The sequence below is a fragment of the Simplicispira sp. GW247-4R2A genome (assembly GCF_059424465.1).
The window spans coordinates 234,277-250,248 of record NZ_JBWKZM010000002.1 but is presented as its reverse complement, the minus strand read 5'-3'; the positions used below and the strand labels follow the sequence as shown (position 1 = coordinate 250,248).

Sequence of the window (15,972 nt, the reverse complement as noted above, 5' to 3'; positions counted from 1 at the left end):
TAGGTGCTGGCGGCCAAGCAGCTTTACTTCAGGCTGATGGTGGTGTTGACGCCATGGTTCGTGGTGCTGTCGTCGAACCAGCGCTCGGTCACCGTCTTGGTCTGCGTGTAGAACATGACGACCTGCTTGCCGTAAGGGCCCAGGTCGCCCAGCTTGGACGCGCGCGAACCCGTGAACGAGAACAACGGCACTGGCACGGGGATTGGCACGTTGATGCCGACCTGGCCCACATCGATCTCTTCATGGAACTTGCGTGCAGCCGCACCCGACTGGGTGAAGATGGCGGTGCCGTTGCCATTCGGGTTGCTGTTGATGAACTCGATGGCTTCATCGATGTCGGCGGCGGGCACCAGGGCCAGCACGGGGCCAAAGATTTCCTGGTCGTAGATGGCCATGCCGGGCTTCACGTTCGAGAAGATCGTCGGGCCCACGAAGTTGCCCTTTTCATAGCCGGGCACCGTGGGCTTGCGGCCGTCCAGCTCCAGCGTGGCGCCGTCGGCAATGCCGCGTTCGATCAGGCTTTCCACACGGGCCAAAGCTGCACAGGAGACCAGTGGGCCCACGTCCGTGCCCTTTTCGGTGCCGCCGTTGACCTTGAGCGTCTTGGCCTTGGCCACCAGCTCGGGAATCCACTTTTGCGCCTCGCCCACCAGCACCACCACGGGCAGGGCCATGCAGCGCTGGCCGGCCGCGCCAAATGCGGCACCGGCGATGGCGTTGAGCGACTGTTCCTTGTTCGCGTCGGGCAGGATGATGGCGTGGTTCTTGGCGCCCATCATGCATTGCGCACGCTTGCCGGCCAGGGTGGCGCGGTTGTACACATGGGTGCCCACCTTGGTGGAGCCCACGAAGGAGACTGCCTTGATGTCCTTGTGGTCGCAGATCGCGTTCACGGCCATTTCGCCGCCGTGGATCACGTTGAGCACACCGGGTGGAATGCCGGCTTCGAGCGCCAATTCGACCAGGCGCATGGTCACCATGGGGTCCTGCTCGGAGGGCTTGAGCACGAAGGTGTTGCCCGTGGCAATCGCCATGGGGAACATCCACAGCGGGATCATGGCCGGGAAGTTGAAGGGGGTGATGCCCGCGCACACGCCCAGCGGCTGCAGCAGGGTGTAGGTATCGACGCCACCGGCCACGTTGTTGGCCAGCTCGCCCAGCTGCAGGTTGCCGATGCTGGCAGCGTGTTCGACCACTTCGAGGCCACGGAACACATCACCTTCGGCGTCCGGCAGGGTCTTGCCTTGTTCTGCCGTGAGGATGGCGGCCAGCTCGGCCATGTTTTCGCGGATGAGCTGCTGGTACTTGAGGAAGATGCGGGCGCGCGTGCCGATGGGCGTCTTCTTCCAGGTCTTGAACGCTTCCTTGGCCGAGGCCACGGCGGCGTCGATTTCTTCAGCGGTGGCAAACGGCACGCGGGCCAATACCTCTTGGGTGGCCGGGTTGACCACGTCGCGCCACTCGGTGGTCTTGGATTCGACGAACTGGCCGCCGATGAGCAGCTTGACGGTGGGGATTGGACTAGACACGGGGGTTCCTTTACATGATGCGGCATCGAACTCGACACCTGAAATTCACAGAGCTCTCACCGCGATAGGACGTGGCAGGCGAGGGCGATACTCAATCAGACACGTTCGAAGATGGCGGCGATGCCCTGCCCTCCACCGATGCACAGCGTCACCAGCGCATAACGTCCACCAATGCGGTGCAATTCAGCGATTGCCTTCGTCGTGATGATTGCGCCCGTCGCGCCGACAGGGTGACCCAGCGAGATGCCGGAGCCATTCGGATTCACCTTGTCCGGATCGAAGCCAAGCTCCTGAATCACCGCACAAGCCTGTGCCGCAAATGCCTCGTTCGACTCGATCACATCGAGGTCCTGGACTTTCAGGCCCGTGCGCGCCAGCACCTTGCGCGTAGCCGGAATGGGGCCGATACCCATATAGGCAGGCTCCACACCCGCATGCGCATAGCCCACCAAGCGAGCCAGCGGCTTGAGGCCCAGCGTATTCACGCGATTCCCTTCCGCCAACACCACGGCAGCTGCGCCATCGTTGATCCCGGAGGCGTTTCCGGCTGTGACCAACCCGTCCTTCTTGAAGGCGGGCTTCATTGCGGCGAGGGACTCGACCGTGGTGTCGCCCCGCACGTGCTCATCGGTGTCGAACAGCACAACTCCCTTACGGGTCCTTATTTCCACCGGAACGATCTGTTCCTTGAAGCGACCCGCAGCGATGGCAGCGGCCGCGCGTTTCTGGCTGAGAACCGCCAGTTCATCCTGCTGCTTGCGCGAGATCTTGAAGCGCTCCGCTACGTTCTCCGCGGTGATGCCCATGTGGATCTTTTCCCAGGGGTCATGCAGGATGCCGAGCATGTAGTCAACCAGCGTCGCATCGCCCATGCGGGCACCGTAGCGCGCCGAAGTATCAATGTATGGACCGCGGCTCATCGACTCCGAACCCCCTCCGATAGCGATCTCGCAATCGCCCTGGGCAATGGCCTGCGCAGCCGAAACAATGGCCTGAAGCCCAGAGCCGCACAGACGATTGACGTTGAATGCTGGGGTCTCTATCGGTATCCCCGCATCGATGGCGGCGACGCGACTTAGGTACGCATCCTTCGGATCGGTGGGGATCACATTCCCGATGACGACATGCCCGATGGCATCGGGCGCAACGCCGCTGCGCTCCAATGCGGCCTTGACCGCAGTGGTTGCCAACTGAGTGTTTGGCACATCCTTCAACGCACCGCCAAAGGTGCCGATGGCTGTACGAGCGGTGGCGATAACAAAGATTTCGCGAGCATTCATAGAGGGCCTGTCTGAAGCTGAAATGGTCAGATTGCGTGGATGCCCAGAAACGGCATGGCACCCGACTGCAAGTACTTTAGAGATTTCAGGCCTTACAGAACAGTGGCTAAATTGACTGTTTCTATGCGTATTCCGCCAATATGAAATCACAACGGATGGGCGCCACGTATCCGTTCTTGGCGCCCGGCAAGAACAAGAGACCGTGCGCTCTTCCAAAGCGCTCTGATTGAGAGATATCTCAGTCGCGACTCATGCAGAGGCTGAGTCACTGAGACGAAGTTCTTCCTTCATCATCTCTCGCATCACGAACTTCTGGATCTTTCCGGTGACCGTCATTGGAAAGCTCTCGACGAAGCGGATGTACCGAGGAATCTTGTAGTGCGCGATCTGCCCTTTGCAAAACGACCGCAACTCATCTTCACTGAGCGTGGCACCATCGCGAAGGACAACCCATGCGCACAGTTCCTCACCGTATTTCTGATCCGGCACTCCAATCACCTGCACGTCCTGGATGGCGGAATGTCGATAGAGAAACTCTTCGACCTCCCGCGGGTAGACGTTCTCTCCGCCTCGAATCACCAGGTCCTTGATGCGGCCCGCGATGTTGACGTATCCGTTCCCATCAATCGTGGCGAGATCCCCTGAGTGCATCCAGCCTTCTGCATCGATAGCCTCAGAGGTTTTCGCGGCGTCCTCCCAATATCCGCCCATCACGGAATAGCCGCGTGTGCAAAGCTCGCCCACGGCCCCCACAGGAAGAATTTCCCCAGACTCGGGAGCTATAACTTTCAACTCCAGATGAGGCAGCACTTTTCCGATGGTGGAAACACGTTTCTCCAAAGGGGTGTCCGTGGTGCTTTGGCAGCTTGCCGGGCTGGTTTCGGTCATGCCGTAGGCAATCGTCACCTCGCCCATATGCATCTCGCTCACGACGCGCTTCATCACTTCGATTGGACATGGCGACCCGGCCATCACCCCAGTGCGCAGCGTCGAGAGATCAAACTCCTTGAAGCGCGGATGGTCGAGTTCGGCAATGAACATGGTCGGCACGCCATGAAGTGCCGTACACCGCTCGTCTTGCACGGCCCGCAACACCGACACAGGCTCGAACGCATCGTTCGGGTACACGATGGTCGCGCCGTGCGTCAGAGCGGCAAGGTTGCCGACCACCATTCCGAAGCAGTGGTACAGCGGCACCGGGATGCAAAGACGGTCGTCTGGGGACAGCCGCATGGCTTCGCCAATGAAGAACCCGTTATTCAGCACGTTGCGATGGGTCAGGGTCGCGCCCTTGGGAGAACCCGTGGTGCCGCTCGTGAACTGAATGTTGATGGCATCGGTGTTCCGCAATCGCGCGCCGAGGGAGTGGACGGCCTGATCAGCCGGCTCGCCCATCGCAAGCAGATCCGAGAAGCGCATGAAACCAGGAACCGTATCGCTTCCAATTTGGACGACGGTTTTCAGCGACGGCAGTCTGGCGGACTCAAGGCGTCCAGGAACCGCACCGCTCACTTCATGTGCGATGCTCCGGATCATCTCCAGATAGTCGGTCGTCTTGAAGGTTGGCATCATGATCAACGCCTTGCATTCGACCTTGTTCAGCGCGTACTCCAGCTCAGCCACCCGATACGCCGGATTGATGTTGACGAGGATGACCCCGGCTTTGGCTGTTGCGAACTGGGTGACGAGCCATTCGACGTTGTTGTGCGACCAGATCCCGATCCTGTCACCGGGCTCCAGTCCCATTCGAAACAAAGCGCTCGCCATCCGGTTGACTTCACGCTGCAACTCGAGATAGGTGTACCGGATGCCTTGGTGACATGAGACCACCGCTTCCTTGTCGGGGAACCTTCCGACTATCTCGTCGAAGAAGGCGCCGATCGTCTGCTCGATCAGTGGCCTGTCCGTCGCTCCACGCGAATAGCTCGTCTCTAACTTGGTCATCGATTCAGTCTCCAATAATTCATTCACTCAAGCCCCACGCGCCTGGAAGCTGTGCGTAGCGCCAACGTCACTCGTCTCAACGAATGGATGCCTTCGTGTGACAGCGCCTGGCCGCCTTTCTCAATAGCACGGAAATGTTCTGGTGAACCATGATTCACGCGCTCGATATCTGTAGCTCACCAGCGGTTCATCAAGTACGTGCAGGGGCTGCAACGCCCCCCTTCGCATCCGCCCCGTGGACAGACGCAGCGCGGCGGTGGTCGATCAAGGCCACCGCGACGACGCCGACGGCTCCCGCCAAGGCAATAGCGATGAAGTTCTGCTCCAAGGGCAATTGCATGGACATCAGCATGCCGATACCGATCGGTGCCGCAATCCCGCCAGCACGCCCCACGCCCGAAGCAAATCCCACTCCAGTGGAGCGGACAGCAGCCGGATAGAACTGAGCGGCGTAGGCATAGACCAGAATCCCGGTGCCCAGCGTGGAAGCGCCGACGACAGCGATAACCAGGGCCAGCGGCTGCACGCCATAACCCAGCAGCGTCAACGAAACCACGGATGCGGCGAAGAAGGTGCACAGGACCCACTTGATATTCAGCTTGTCGCCAAGCCAGCCACCGAGCACCGCCCCAACGATGGCACCGCCGTTGTAGATCAGCAGGAAGTTCAGCGCGGAGCCAACGCTGTGGCCTGCCATGGCCATCAGCTTGACGAGCCACGTACTCAGCGCATACATCATGAACAACGCAGTGAAGAAGGCTGCCGAGAACATGACCGTACTGAAGCCGCGCCCGTTCTGAAACAACTTGCCGACGGGCGCGCCATCAGCCTTGCCATCCACCGGCATCTGAAAACGCGCATCGGCAGGAAGAAAGTGGCCCGGCGCGATGCGGGCCACGATTTGTCGAAGGCTTGCATTGTCATTGCGCTTCATCAAGAAGGACATCGACTCAGGCATGTACTTCAGAATGAATGGAATCAGAATGACCGGTGCACCTGCCGCGAAGAACACCGACTGCCACCCATAGATCTCCAAGAACTGCTTGCCAATCAGCGTGGCCAGCACACTCCCCACCGCATAGCCGCACAGCATCGCTGTCGCCAGCACCCCTCGCAGCTTCTTGGGTGCGTACTCGGTCATATGCGCAGTCGTGCAAGGCAATGCGCCACCAATGCCGAGCCCCGCAATGAAGCGCAAGACGCTGAAAGTGACGGGATCGCTCGCCAGGGCGGCAGCCGCAGTGAAGGCACTGAAAAGAAATACCGAGATCGAAAGCGCCCAGCGACGACCAATCTTGTCGGCAAGCATGCCCAGGCCCATTGCGCCAAACATCATGCCGAACAGTGCCGAACTCGTCATGAACCCGGCCGTTGTCGGGTCAACATTCATGTCCTTCATGATGGCCGGGAGCGCGATTCCCGCAACGGCCAGGTCGTAGCCGTCGGCGACGATGATCACGGCGCACAAGAAGAGAACAACAAAGTGGAAGCCGTTGAATCGGGCTTCGTCTACAAGCTTTTGAATGTCGATGTGATGCATACGGTCTCCTCCACCAAATGGTGAAAGGCTGCCAAACGTCTTGACACAGATATCTGTTCTGAAAACTATGGCAAAGTGACCTCCTCCCTCAGTGAAGGGGCGGAGGCGAAACGGTCTGTAAGGTGAGATGCGCGTTGAAGGTGCGACGCGCGTTGCGTGCCGGCCTATTTGCGCTTGTGCATGATCTCTAGCCGACGGCGATCCTGAGCTTGCCGGTTGCCAGGGTCGCTCATACCGTTCGGCAGCATGGCATCGAGAGCAACAGTGCGCTCGTCGATCTGCTTGTTCGTCGCATCCTGCAGCGCCTTCTTGGACATCGCATAGGCGATATTGCAGTCAGGAGTGATGCAGCGTGCATAGCGAATGGCCGTGGATAGCAGCTGGTCCGGTTCCACCACTTCATGAAAGAACCCCAGACGCTCGGCCTCTTCCAGGCCGTATAACTCGCCCTTCAAGGTGGTCAGCGCCCCCACCTTGTCGCCCAAGGCGTACTTGATGATCTCCACGTAGGCAGCAGGCATGGGAATGCCGATAGGGACTTCGTTGAGCCCGAATTTCGCGGTCTTGCGGGCCGCGACGCGGAAATCACAATCCAGGGCAGTGATCAGGCCACCCGCGATGGCATGACCATTGATAGCTGCCACCGTCGGCCGGGGGTACCGGAAGATGCGCAGATTGGTTTCGCGGTACGCCTTGTACCAGTCGCGGATCTTGTCGAGGCTACCGCTTCCGAAGATCTCGAAGCTGTACTGGAAATCGATACCAGCCGAGAACGCATCGCCCTGCCCCGTCAGGACGACCGGCAGCTCGCTGAATTCGCGTTCGAGGCGATCGAATGCTGTGTGCAGGTCGGCGAAGAACTGATCGTTCTGGACGTTGACCTTGTTGGTGTTCATGCGCACGACGGCGCATTCATCAATGACTTCGATATCCCATGCCATGTGGAGTCTCCTTCAGTTGTTAAGCGAAATAGCGGCCGGTGGATTTAATCTTCCAGTTTGAACGCGCGACGCGCATTCCCTGCAAGGAATCGAGGGAGTACATCGTCTCCGAGTTCCAGCGCCTGGATGTCCTTCAGACATTCCGCAGGGGTCAGCATCGGATAGTTGGTGCCGAAAAGCACCTTGTGCTTTCCGGGACCGCGCATGTAGGCCACCAGTTCCTGAGGAAAGCGGGAAGCCTTGTAGGCCGAGGTGTCGACGTACACGTTAGGATGCTTCATCATGAGCGAGATCATCTCGTTCACCCATGGGAATCCGATGTGCCCACCGACGATGCGCAGTTCAGGGAACTCGTGCGCGACGTTGTCCAAATACGGGATCGGCCGCCCAGGCTCCGAAGGCCGCATCGGCCCGGCATGGCCCACCTGCAGACAGAAGGTGACATCGAGTTCAACGCATTCGGCATAGAGGGGGTAGTACCTGCGATCATCAGGAGGAATTCCCCACAGCCAGGGCAGGACACGCAGCCCTTTAAAACCGAACTGCTTGACGCATCGGCGCAGTTCCCTCACCGCATCCATCGGCCTGTTGATGTCCACGGACGCAATGCCGACCACATATCCGGCATTCGCCTTGACCGCTACGGACACTTCGTCGTTCGTGATCATTGGCCCCGCAGGCCCCCACCACGCACTTGCAATAGCCCGCGTCACACCCTGCTCGCGGAACGTCTTGAGCGCCTCGTGGTGCGAGATGTCCGGGTTGTCCTGCGCCAACGTCCGCCAAGCCGTCGGCCAACGGCGCAGCGAATCGAACATGGGGTCGAGCAAGTACGCCTTGTTCGGAAGCTGCATCCAGGCATCAATGATTTCGGTCATCTCACTACTCCTAGGTCAGGTGGATGAAGTCTGCGCCACCTTGGGCCGGAACTGGTCGTCGAAATCATCCAGGCTCGGCATGGGAAGTACTGGCCGGCTGTCGATGTTCTCCACGGCATGGAAGAGTTTCATGAGCATGCCAGTGCGCTCAGTGTTTTCCACGTATGGGACGTGATAGGCAAAAAACGGTTCATGGACTGAATAGCCGACATACCCTAACGTGCCTTGCAGCAGGTGCTTGAGCATGTCCTTCAGGTCGCCATGGATCGAGCCGGGGCCGAACATGTAGTCGCGCCCGCCCAGGGACGCCACAACCATCGCGCGCTTGCCGCGCATGCCGCCTTGGTCGTACACCCGCATCCCACCGTAAAAGACACCGGAAAGAAACACCCGGTCAATCCACCCTTTGAGCTGCGCTGGTACTGAGTACCAGAAGATTGGAAATACCAGCACCAGTAGATCGGCATTGCGTACGGCCTCGACCTCGGCGGCAATCTGCGGGTCGAGCGTCTTGTTTTGCCAGGCATGTCGCTGCTCCAGTGGGTAGACAAGGTAATCTTCGCGAGACCTGGTACCAAAGTCATCTGCACTTGCTACAGCATCGAAGTTGATAGCTTGCAGATCTGTAACGCTCGTCTGCCAGCCATCCTTCTCCAAGGCTTCTTTGGTCATGTCGCGCATGGCCGCGACGAACGAGTTCGGTTCAGGGTGTGCGTAAACGATGTGTGCGCGTTTCATTGCGTGCTCTCCATAGCCTTTCGACGGCGGCCGACGGCCGCGTTGATTTCGATCACCTCTTCGTCAATGCGTTGGTGATACTCGCTGCTGGGATGCAGCCAGTCCTTGATGCGCCGAAGAATCGCCGGATCCTTCGAGGCTAGAAGCTTTGCACGTTCTGAGGCGCTTGAGCCGACCTCATCAGCGGGCGAGATCTCTGCGACCAGTCCCCACTCGTATGCCTCTGCGCCCGTGAATTTCTCACCACCAAAGAGCAGGCGTTTGGCACGCGGCATGCCAATGGCACGCTGCAGCAGCAGTGTGCTGGCAGCCTCTGGAACAATGCCCAGATCGATGAAGGGGAGGCAGAAGACCGTGTCGGCACTCGTCACCACCCAATCGGCATGCAGCAGCCAAGTCACGCCGATCCCGGTGGCAGAGCCATGCACAGCGATCACGACAGGTTTCCTCACGTCGGCGATGGCGTGCAGGAAGAATGGCACGGCATCCTGCGGTTGTTGAGGCCATTCGTCAAAGGCCTTCAAGTCATGTCCGGCGCAGAACACGTCACCCGCCCCCGTCACCAGAACACAACGCACATCGTCCCTTTGATCTGCTGCGTTCAGAGCATTGGCAATGGCCGTAAACATTGGCATGGTGAGCGCGTTGCGCTTCTCTGGCCGAGTTATACAGAGATGCCATACCCCGTCCTGCACACTGCATTGGATGGAATCGGTAATCGTCATACTCACGATGCTGCTCCTTGCAAGCGGTGCCGCTGGGTCATCGACGGCATGTCCTTGCCAGTGATCTCAGCCAGCAAGGCACGCTGACGTTCACGCGCCTCCTCGATGGCTTGCAGTTTCACGTGCCCGAACCCACGTATCTGCTCGGGTATGCGTGCCAGCTCCAGACACTCCTTCTGCTTGGCCGCGATGAAAGGGATTGTCGCCTGGATACCCTGCGTGTATTCCTCGATCAACGCGCGCTCCGTCCTGCGCTCATGCGTGTACCCGAACGGATCGAATAACGTGCCTCGCAGGAATTTCAGCTTCGCAAGGACTCCGAAGGCCGACGCCATCCAGCCGCCATACAGCTTCTTGCGCGGGAGGCCATCAGAACCACGACGGGCAAAGAGTGGTGGCGCCAAGGAGAACCCAATTTTGTATTCCCCATCGAACTGGCTTTCAATCAGCTTGCGCAGTTCCGCAGACGAATGCAGGCGTGCGACCTCGTACTCGTCCTTGTAAGCCATCAGCTTGAAGAGGTTCTTGGCGACGGCCTGCTCGTAGCCGGCGGGCCTAACAGCACCGGACGAGCGTACCGTCCGCAGAAAATCTTCGTACTGCTGGGCATAGCTGCTACCCTGATAGGCCACGAGCCGCATGTGGCGGTCCTGCACCAGTTGCTGCACGTCTTCCTTGCCTGCCCTTGGAGCCCATTGCACCACCGCAGCGGGCTTTGCCACCAGCCGCTCTGGCGACACAACGTACTGCCGACCGATCTTGAACGCGCGCAAGTTCGCAGCCACCGCCTGCCCGTTCAGTTCGATCGCGCGGCAAAGCGCATCGTGCGACAACGGCACCTGCCCCGCCTGCCAAGCAGCACCCAACAAGATCATGTTGGCGTAGACACTATCTCCGCAGTAACGCACTGCGATGTCATGCGCCGGAATCTTGGCCAGGTTTTTCTCTGCACACGCCTGCTCGATGGTGGCCCACAGCGCCTCATTCGGCATGCTGAAGTCGCGGTTGCGCTGGAAGTCGGAGGTGGGCGATACATTGGTGTTCACTATGACGCGGCAATCGGACTTCAGTCGACTGATGGAGTCCGGATGCGCGCTCACCACCAGATCGCCCCCGATGAGCGCATCGGCGGCGGCGTCCGGTATGCGGGGTGCGTGGACGTCCTCGGCAGATGCCGCGATGCGCACATGGCTCCACACCGCGCCGCCCTTCTGGGCCAGGCCTGCCATGTCCATCACGGAGCAATGCAGACCCTGCAGATGAGCCGCCATGCCCAGGATGTTGCCGATCGTCAGCACGCCCGTGCCACCAATGCCGTTGACCAGCACCGCATAGCTCGTGTGCAGCGCAGGCAGTTGGGGATGTGCCGGTTCGGGCCAGGCTGCCGGATCGCCTTCGGAGCCGGCACCGGAATCGACCGGCTTCTTGCGCAAGGCCCCACCCTCTACGGCCACGAAGCTCGGGCAAAAGCCGTCGGCACAGGAGTAGTCTTTGTTGCACGAAGACTGGTTGATCTGGCGCTTGCGGCCCAGCGGCGTCTCCAGCGGCTCGATGGAGACGCAGTTGCTCTTGACAGTGCAGTCGCCGCAGCCCTCGCACACTTCCGGGTTGATGATGTAGCGGACCTGAGGATCCGGATAGTTGTTGCGCTTGCGCCGACGGCGCTTTTCGGCGGCGCAGGTTTGGTCGTAGACCAAAGCGGTCACGAAGGGCAATTCGCGCAGTTCGCACTGAACGGCGTCCAGATCGCGCCGGTGATGGAAGGTCGTGCCAGGTGCAAACGCTGCTTCGTGCCCCTTGTATTTCTCGACGTCGTCACTGACAACCACGACGCGCGTCACACCTTCGGCATGCAGCAGCTGCGTCAGCATCGGCGCCGTGAGAGGCCCGTCGTGCGGTTGTCCGCCCGTGAGCGCTGTAGCGTCGTTGAACAGGACCTTGAACGTCATCGGCGTCTTGGCCGCCACGGCCTGACGGATGGAGAGCGAGCCCGAATGGAAGAACGTGCCATCGCCCATGTTGGCGAACATATGCGGCCGCTTGGAGAAGCGGCTTTGCCCCACCCATGGAGCCCCCTCACCGCCCATGTGCGTGTAGCTCTCGGTGCGGCGATCCATCCAATTAGCCATGTAGTGGCAGCCGATCCCGGCCGTGGCGCGCGAGCCCTCCGGTACCTTGGTGGAGCTGCTGTGCGGGCAGCCGGAGCAGAAGTACGGCGTGCGCATAAGGGGCGCCAGAAGCTTTCCCTTTTCTGGCGTGAAGGGGAGCGCCTGGCATGCATCCATGCCTGCGGCATGCAGCCGGGCCCGCAGAGCCGCCGCGATATCCAAGGGACCCAGTTCAGAGTCCCCACGCAAGAGGCGATGCTCATGCGGAATCTCGAATTCTGCGCATTGGAGCCCGCCACTGGACTTGCCAACGACCTGAGGCGCTTTCTCACCGCTTGCGGCAAGCGGGTAGAGGATGTCCTTGACCTGCTGCTCGATCAGCGCCCTCTTCTCTTCGACCACGAAGATCTCGTCGAGGCCCAGCGCAAACTCGCGGATGATCTGTGGCTCCAGCGGCCAGACCATGCCCAGCTTCAAAAGGGCTATGCCCCTTGCGGCCATGTCCTGCTCGCTGATGCCGAGCAGTTCCAGAGCTTCGCGCACATCGTTGTAGGGCTTGCCGCCCGCAATGATGCCGATGCGGGAACTTGTGCCTTTGGCGACGATGCGGTTCAACCCGTTGGCACGGCAGTAGGACAGCGCCAAAGGCAGCTTAGTGCGCACGATCCGCGGCTCTTGCGTCGCCCATACGTCGGGCCAGCGGATGTGGACGTCTTCCGTCGGCTTGAAATCCTCGGGCGGCCGGCATTCGACCCGGAACGGATCGACGTCCGCAATCGATGTAGTCTCGACGATATCCCCCACACACTTGAGCCCCACCCACAGGCCCGACGCGCGGCTCATCGCCCAGCCATGAATCCCGTAGTCGAGGTATTCCTGCACGTTGCTCGGGTACAGGATGGGAATGAACGACGCAACCAGCAACTGCTCGCTCTGGTGCGCAAACGAGGACGACTTGGCCGTGTGATCGTCGGCGGCCAGGACGAGCGCTCCGCCATGCGGGGAAGTTCCAGCCGCATTGGCATGCTTGAGGGCGTCCGCACTTCTGTCGACGCCGGGCCCCTTGCCGTACCACATAGCGAACACGCCATCGACCGTGGCCTCCTCCGGGTGCTGCATCAATTGCTGGGTTCCCCAGCAGGCGGTCGCAGCCAGGTCTTCGTTGAGGCCCGGGATGAACTCGATCTGCTTTTCCTTCAGGAGTTTCTGGATACCCCAGAGCACCTGGTCGAGGCCAGACAGCGGCGACCCGCGGTAGCCACTCACAAACCCAGCGGTATTCAACCCTACCGCACGGTCACGCGCACTCTGGTTGAGCAGCAGCCGGACCAGTGCCTGCGAACCGCTGATGTAGGCGGGGCCGCGATCGAGCTGATAGCGGTCTTCGAGTTTCGCCGGACGCAGCAGGGCTCCAGCCGGCGGCGTGACCTCAGACATGCCCCACCTCCCCATGTTGGATGCAGGCGGAAAGAACAGCACTGAAATGTGCTTCGCGCGAAGCAGTTGCACGCGGTGACAGGCTCATGGGGAACTCCTTGTATTTGTTACTCGGTCGGGATGCCACCCCTCTATTAACCGACACACAGTCCTTCTCGTACATTGGCGAAATTGACTTTGTTTATGCCAAATCCGCCATAACGCACTGAGGTGCAGACAGTGGAGGCACTCAGAACGACGGCCCAAACACGAAATAGGCGATTCCGACCACCGCTGCCATTGCCATGGCTGGGACGGCCACCAACGCGTACCCACGATAGAAGTCCCGCGCTTGACCGGCCGGGACAACAGCGAATCCCTGGCAGCCTCCCAGTACAGAAATCTGATCGCCGTCTTCTAAAGCGGGATGAGTTTCTCTGTCAACCATGTGGCGAGACTTCACATCCATCTGATGCCGCGAATCTTGATCGCAGTCAGGAACGTTGCTGCGCACTAACGCAAAGGGTATGCCGCTCATCTCCGTGCTCCTTCTTGTGGTCGCTGGTCTAGAGGCCAGCAACACTCATTAGGCAGACTTGCATGGGTTGGTGTAAATTGTCGAAACTGACATGTTCTATGCTGTTTACGACGAATGACACGTGCTGCCATCCTGACCTTCGACGGCTGCTACGCCTCCAGCGTGGCAGGGTTTGCCGACATCCTTCAGATTGCGAACTCGCATCTGAAGCTCGAAAATGCGCCGGCTTCGGCATTGTTCGATTGGCGTTTCGTGTCGCCGTCGGGCGAGCCGGCGATTGCCAGCAATGGGCTGCCTTTGCGAACCCATAAGTTGGGACCGCGCGAACGCTATGATTTGGTGTTTGTTCCCAGCTTCCACTATGGCGGGCACCGGCAGTTCGACCAGTTCCTCGACCGGCAGGCCGATGCCTGCGCGTGGCTATCGGCGCAATGGCATGCAGGATCATGGGTCGCTGCGAACTGCACGGGTACCTTCATCCTGGCCCAGACGGGCTTGCTGGATGAGCGCACGGCAACGACCACATGGTGGCTGGAGCGGCAATTCAGGGCGAAGTTTCCGCGCGTCGACCTGCAACTTCGCCCCGTAATCACGGAAATGGATCGACTGATCTGCGCAGGCGCGTCAGCGTCGTACCTGATTCAGACCGTGCGGGTCATCGAGCGCTTTGCTGGGCCGGTCATCGCGTCACAGTGTGCGAAGGCAATGCTGATCGACGTGAGCCAAACCAGCCAGATTCCCTACCTTCCATTGTTGGCACAGAAGAACCACTCAGACGAGCTGGTGCATCGAGCCCAACGCTGGCTGCAGAGCAACATGACCAATGACCTGAGGATCACCGAGCTTGCCGATGCGCTCGCGGTCAGCGACAGAACCCTCATCCGGCGCTTCCGCAGCGTTCTGGATCAAACGCCGCTGGCCTATCTTCAAGATCTTCGGCTAGAAGCTGCGCGCGCACTGCTCGAGACAAGCTCACATAGCGTAGAAGAAGTGGCGAGCCAGGTCGGATACAGCGACACCAGTTCCTTCTCCAGACTCTTCCGTCAGCGCATTGGGATGAGTCCGGGAGCCTACCGCGGCCGCTTCCAGATGGACTCCTCGATCTAGGCCGGATCAACACAGTTGCCAGTGGCTGAGGCGTTGCAAACGAATGATGGAACAAAGAATCATCCAAGCATCCACAGTGGACGAAACTCCCATGGCAAGCTTAGCCGACTTCCTCGGGAAGTGGCCATGGTTCCACACGCTCTCCGCCGAACTTCGGGCCATGACGCTAGGAACGTCAGCGGAGATAAAGGTGGCCGCTGGCGAGTATGTTGCCCGCGCCGGTGAGCCCAGCGCATACTGGTACGGCGTCATGCGCGGCCACCTGCAGATGTACATCGTCGGCCCTGAAGGAGACGAGACGACGCTGTACTATCTCCGGGAAGGAGAATGGTGCGGCGACGGCTCCTTGTTGAAGAGGGAACTGATGCAGTACGACCTGCGCTCGCTGACCTCCGCACATCTCTGCCTTGTTCCTGCGAACACCTTCAATGTGCTGCGCAGTTCGTCACTTGAGTTCAGCAACTTTCTTTGCGATGTCATGAACGCCCGAATGGGCGAATTCGTCGGGATGCTTGTGGCGTCGCGCCTGCTGGGGCCTGAGAAGCGGGTTGCGAAGGCACTCCTGATGCTCGCCAAGAACGGAAGCGAAGACGCGCACAGGCTGTCGATCCATCAACACGAGTTGGCATTGATTTGCGGACTCTCGCGCCAGCGAGTGAATATGGCTCTGGCCTCGTTCAAGCAGGATGGAATCGTCCGTACCGAAGGCACTAAAGGCTATTTGATCGTCCACACACAACGCCTGCGCAACTACATCGGGATTTGACAGCGCGGCCACGCGTTGACAACGGACGGCTGCGGACCGAGACCGAACAGTACCGCACTCAGCCGAGAAAGGCTCCCATTTGTTTCCGATCGGGCATGGCTCGTGCGAGATTCCGCAAGCCCGTGCGCAAGCCTTCTTCGATGACAGGGTGATAGAAGGGATATCCGAGCATCTCGTGCACGGTGTCACCACGCTGGATGGACCAGGCCAGCAAGTGAGCGACATGCTCTGCAGCAGGCCCGATCATTTCCGCCCCCAGGAGTTGCCCGGAGTCGCTTGCCGCATACAAGTGCAATGCCCCTTTGTTCTTCAGCATGACTCGGCTGCGGCCCTGGTTGGCGAAGGACACTGTGCCAACCGTGAAATCCACGCCGGACTGGCTCAACTGAGCATGCGTCTGGCCCGCCACCATGATCTGTGGATCCGAGAAGACAATGCTCAAAGGGGTGGGGCGCTTTCGGC

Annotated in this window: 12 protein-coding genes and 1 pseudogene; 2 read left to right on the top strand and 11 right to left on the bottom strand. The window is 60.0% G+C overall.

Features of this window, described 5'->3' with window-relative positions; genetic code table 11:
• Window positions 1–23 precede the first annotated feature (23 nt).
• The 10 genes from AC07ZH_RS02690 to AC07ZH_RS02645 all read right to left on the bottom strand — a co-directional run bounded on the left by AC07ZH_RS02690 (window position 24) and on the right by AC07ZH_RS02645 (window position 13,637).
• Window positions 24–1,529 (bottom strand): CoA-acylating methylmalonate-semialdehyde dehydrogenase, encoded by a 1,506-nt coding sequence (locus AC07ZH_RS02690; protein ID WP_495198437.1) that lies wholly within the window; start codon window positions 1,527–1,529, stop codon window positions 24–26.
• 95 nt (window positions 1,530–1,624) lie between these two features.
• Window positions 1,625–2,809, bottom strand: a complete 1,185-nt coding sequence (locus AC07ZH_RS02685; protein WP_495198436.1) for an acetyl-CoA C-acyltransferase family protein — start codon at window positions 2,807–2,809, stop codon at window positions 1,625–1,627.
• Window positions 2,810–3,058: 249 nt separating this feature from the next.
• Window positions 3,059–4,753 carry an AMP-binding protein gene (locus AC07ZH_RS02680; protein WP_495198435.1) on the bottom strand — a complete coding sequence of 565 codons (1,695 nt, stop codon included), beginning with the start codon at window positions 4,751–4,753 and terminating at the stop codon, window positions 3,059–3,061.
• A 190-nt stretch (window positions 4,754–4,943) separates the two neighbouring features.
• On the bottom strand, window positions 4,944–6,293 hold the full coding sequence (locus tag AC07ZH_RS02675; RefSeq protein WP_495198434.1) for an MFS transporter: 1,350 nt from the start codon (window positions 6,291–6,293) through the stop codon (window positions 4,944–4,946).
• A gap of 164 nt (window positions 6,294–6,457) precedes the next feature.
• Window positions 6,458–7,234: an enoyl-CoA hydratase/isomerase family protein gene (locus tag AC07ZH_RS02670; RefSeq protein WP_495198433.1), complete on the bottom strand. Its 777-nt coding sequence runs from the start codon at window positions 7,232–7,234 to the stop codon at window positions 6,458–6,460.
• Between the two features lie 44 nt (window positions 7,235–7,278).
• Complete coding sequence (locus AC07ZH_RS02665; protein WP_495198432.1) at window positions 7,279–8,112, bottom strand: amidohydrolase family protein; 834 nt, start codon at window positions 8,110–8,112, stop codon at window positions 7,279–7,281.
• A 15-nt stretch (window positions 8,113–8,127) separates the two neighbouring features.
• Window positions 8,128–8,850, bottom strand: a complete 723-nt coding sequence (locus tag AC07ZH_RS02660) for an NAD(P)H-dependent oxidoreductase (RefSeq protein ID WP_495198431.1) — start codon at window positions 8,848–8,850, stop codon at window positions 8,128–8,130.
• On the bottom strand, window positions 8,847–9,575 hold the full coding sequence (locus AC07ZH_RS02655; RefSeq protein ID WP_495198430.1) for an enoyl-CoA hydratase-related protein: 729 nt from the start codon (window positions 9,573–9,575) through the stop codon (window positions 8,847–8,849). The genes AC07ZH_RS02660 and AC07ZH_RS02655 overlap by 4 nt, the downstream gene beginning before the upstream one ends.
• Before the next feature lie 2 nt (window positions 9,576–9,577).
• Window positions 9,578–13,120 (bottom strand): indolepyruvate ferredoxin oxidoreductase family protein, encoded by a 3,543-nt coding sequence (locus tag AC07ZH_RS02650; protein WP_495198429.1) that lies wholly within the window; start codon window positions 13,118–13,120, stop codon window positions 9,578–9,580.
• Between the two features lie 229 nt (window positions 13,121–13,349).
• Window positions 13,350–13,637 (bottom strand): hypothetical protein, encoded by a 288-nt coding sequence (locus tag AC07ZH_RS02645; protein ID WP_495198428.1) that lies wholly within the window; start codon window positions 13,635–13,637, stop codon window positions 13,350–13,352.
• Window positions 13,638–13,751: 114 nt separating this feature from the next.
• Between AC07ZH_RS02645 and AC07ZH_RS02640 the strand changes: the two genes are divergently transcribed.
• Window positions 13,752–14,744 carry a GlxA family transcriptional regulator gene (locus AC07ZH_RS02640; protein WP_495198427.1) on the top strand — a complete coding sequence of 331 codons (993 nt, stop codon included), beginning with the start codon at window positions 13,752–13,754 and terminating at the stop codon, window positions 14,742–14,744.
• 91 nt (window positions 14,745–14,835) lie between these two features.
• Window positions 14,836–15,510, top strand: coding sequence for a Crp/Fnr family transcriptional regulator (locus tag AC07ZH_RS02635; RefSeq protein WP_495198426.1), 675 nt, complete (start codon window positions 14,836–14,838; stop codon window positions 15,508–15,510).
• Between the two features lie 58 nt (window positions 15,511–15,568).
• Here the strand turns inward: AC07ZH_RS02635 and AC07ZH_RS02630 are convergent.
• Window positions 15,569–15,972, bottom strand: a pseudogene (locus AC07ZH_RS02630) (oxidoreductase dimerization domain-containing protein); the annotation flags it as partial.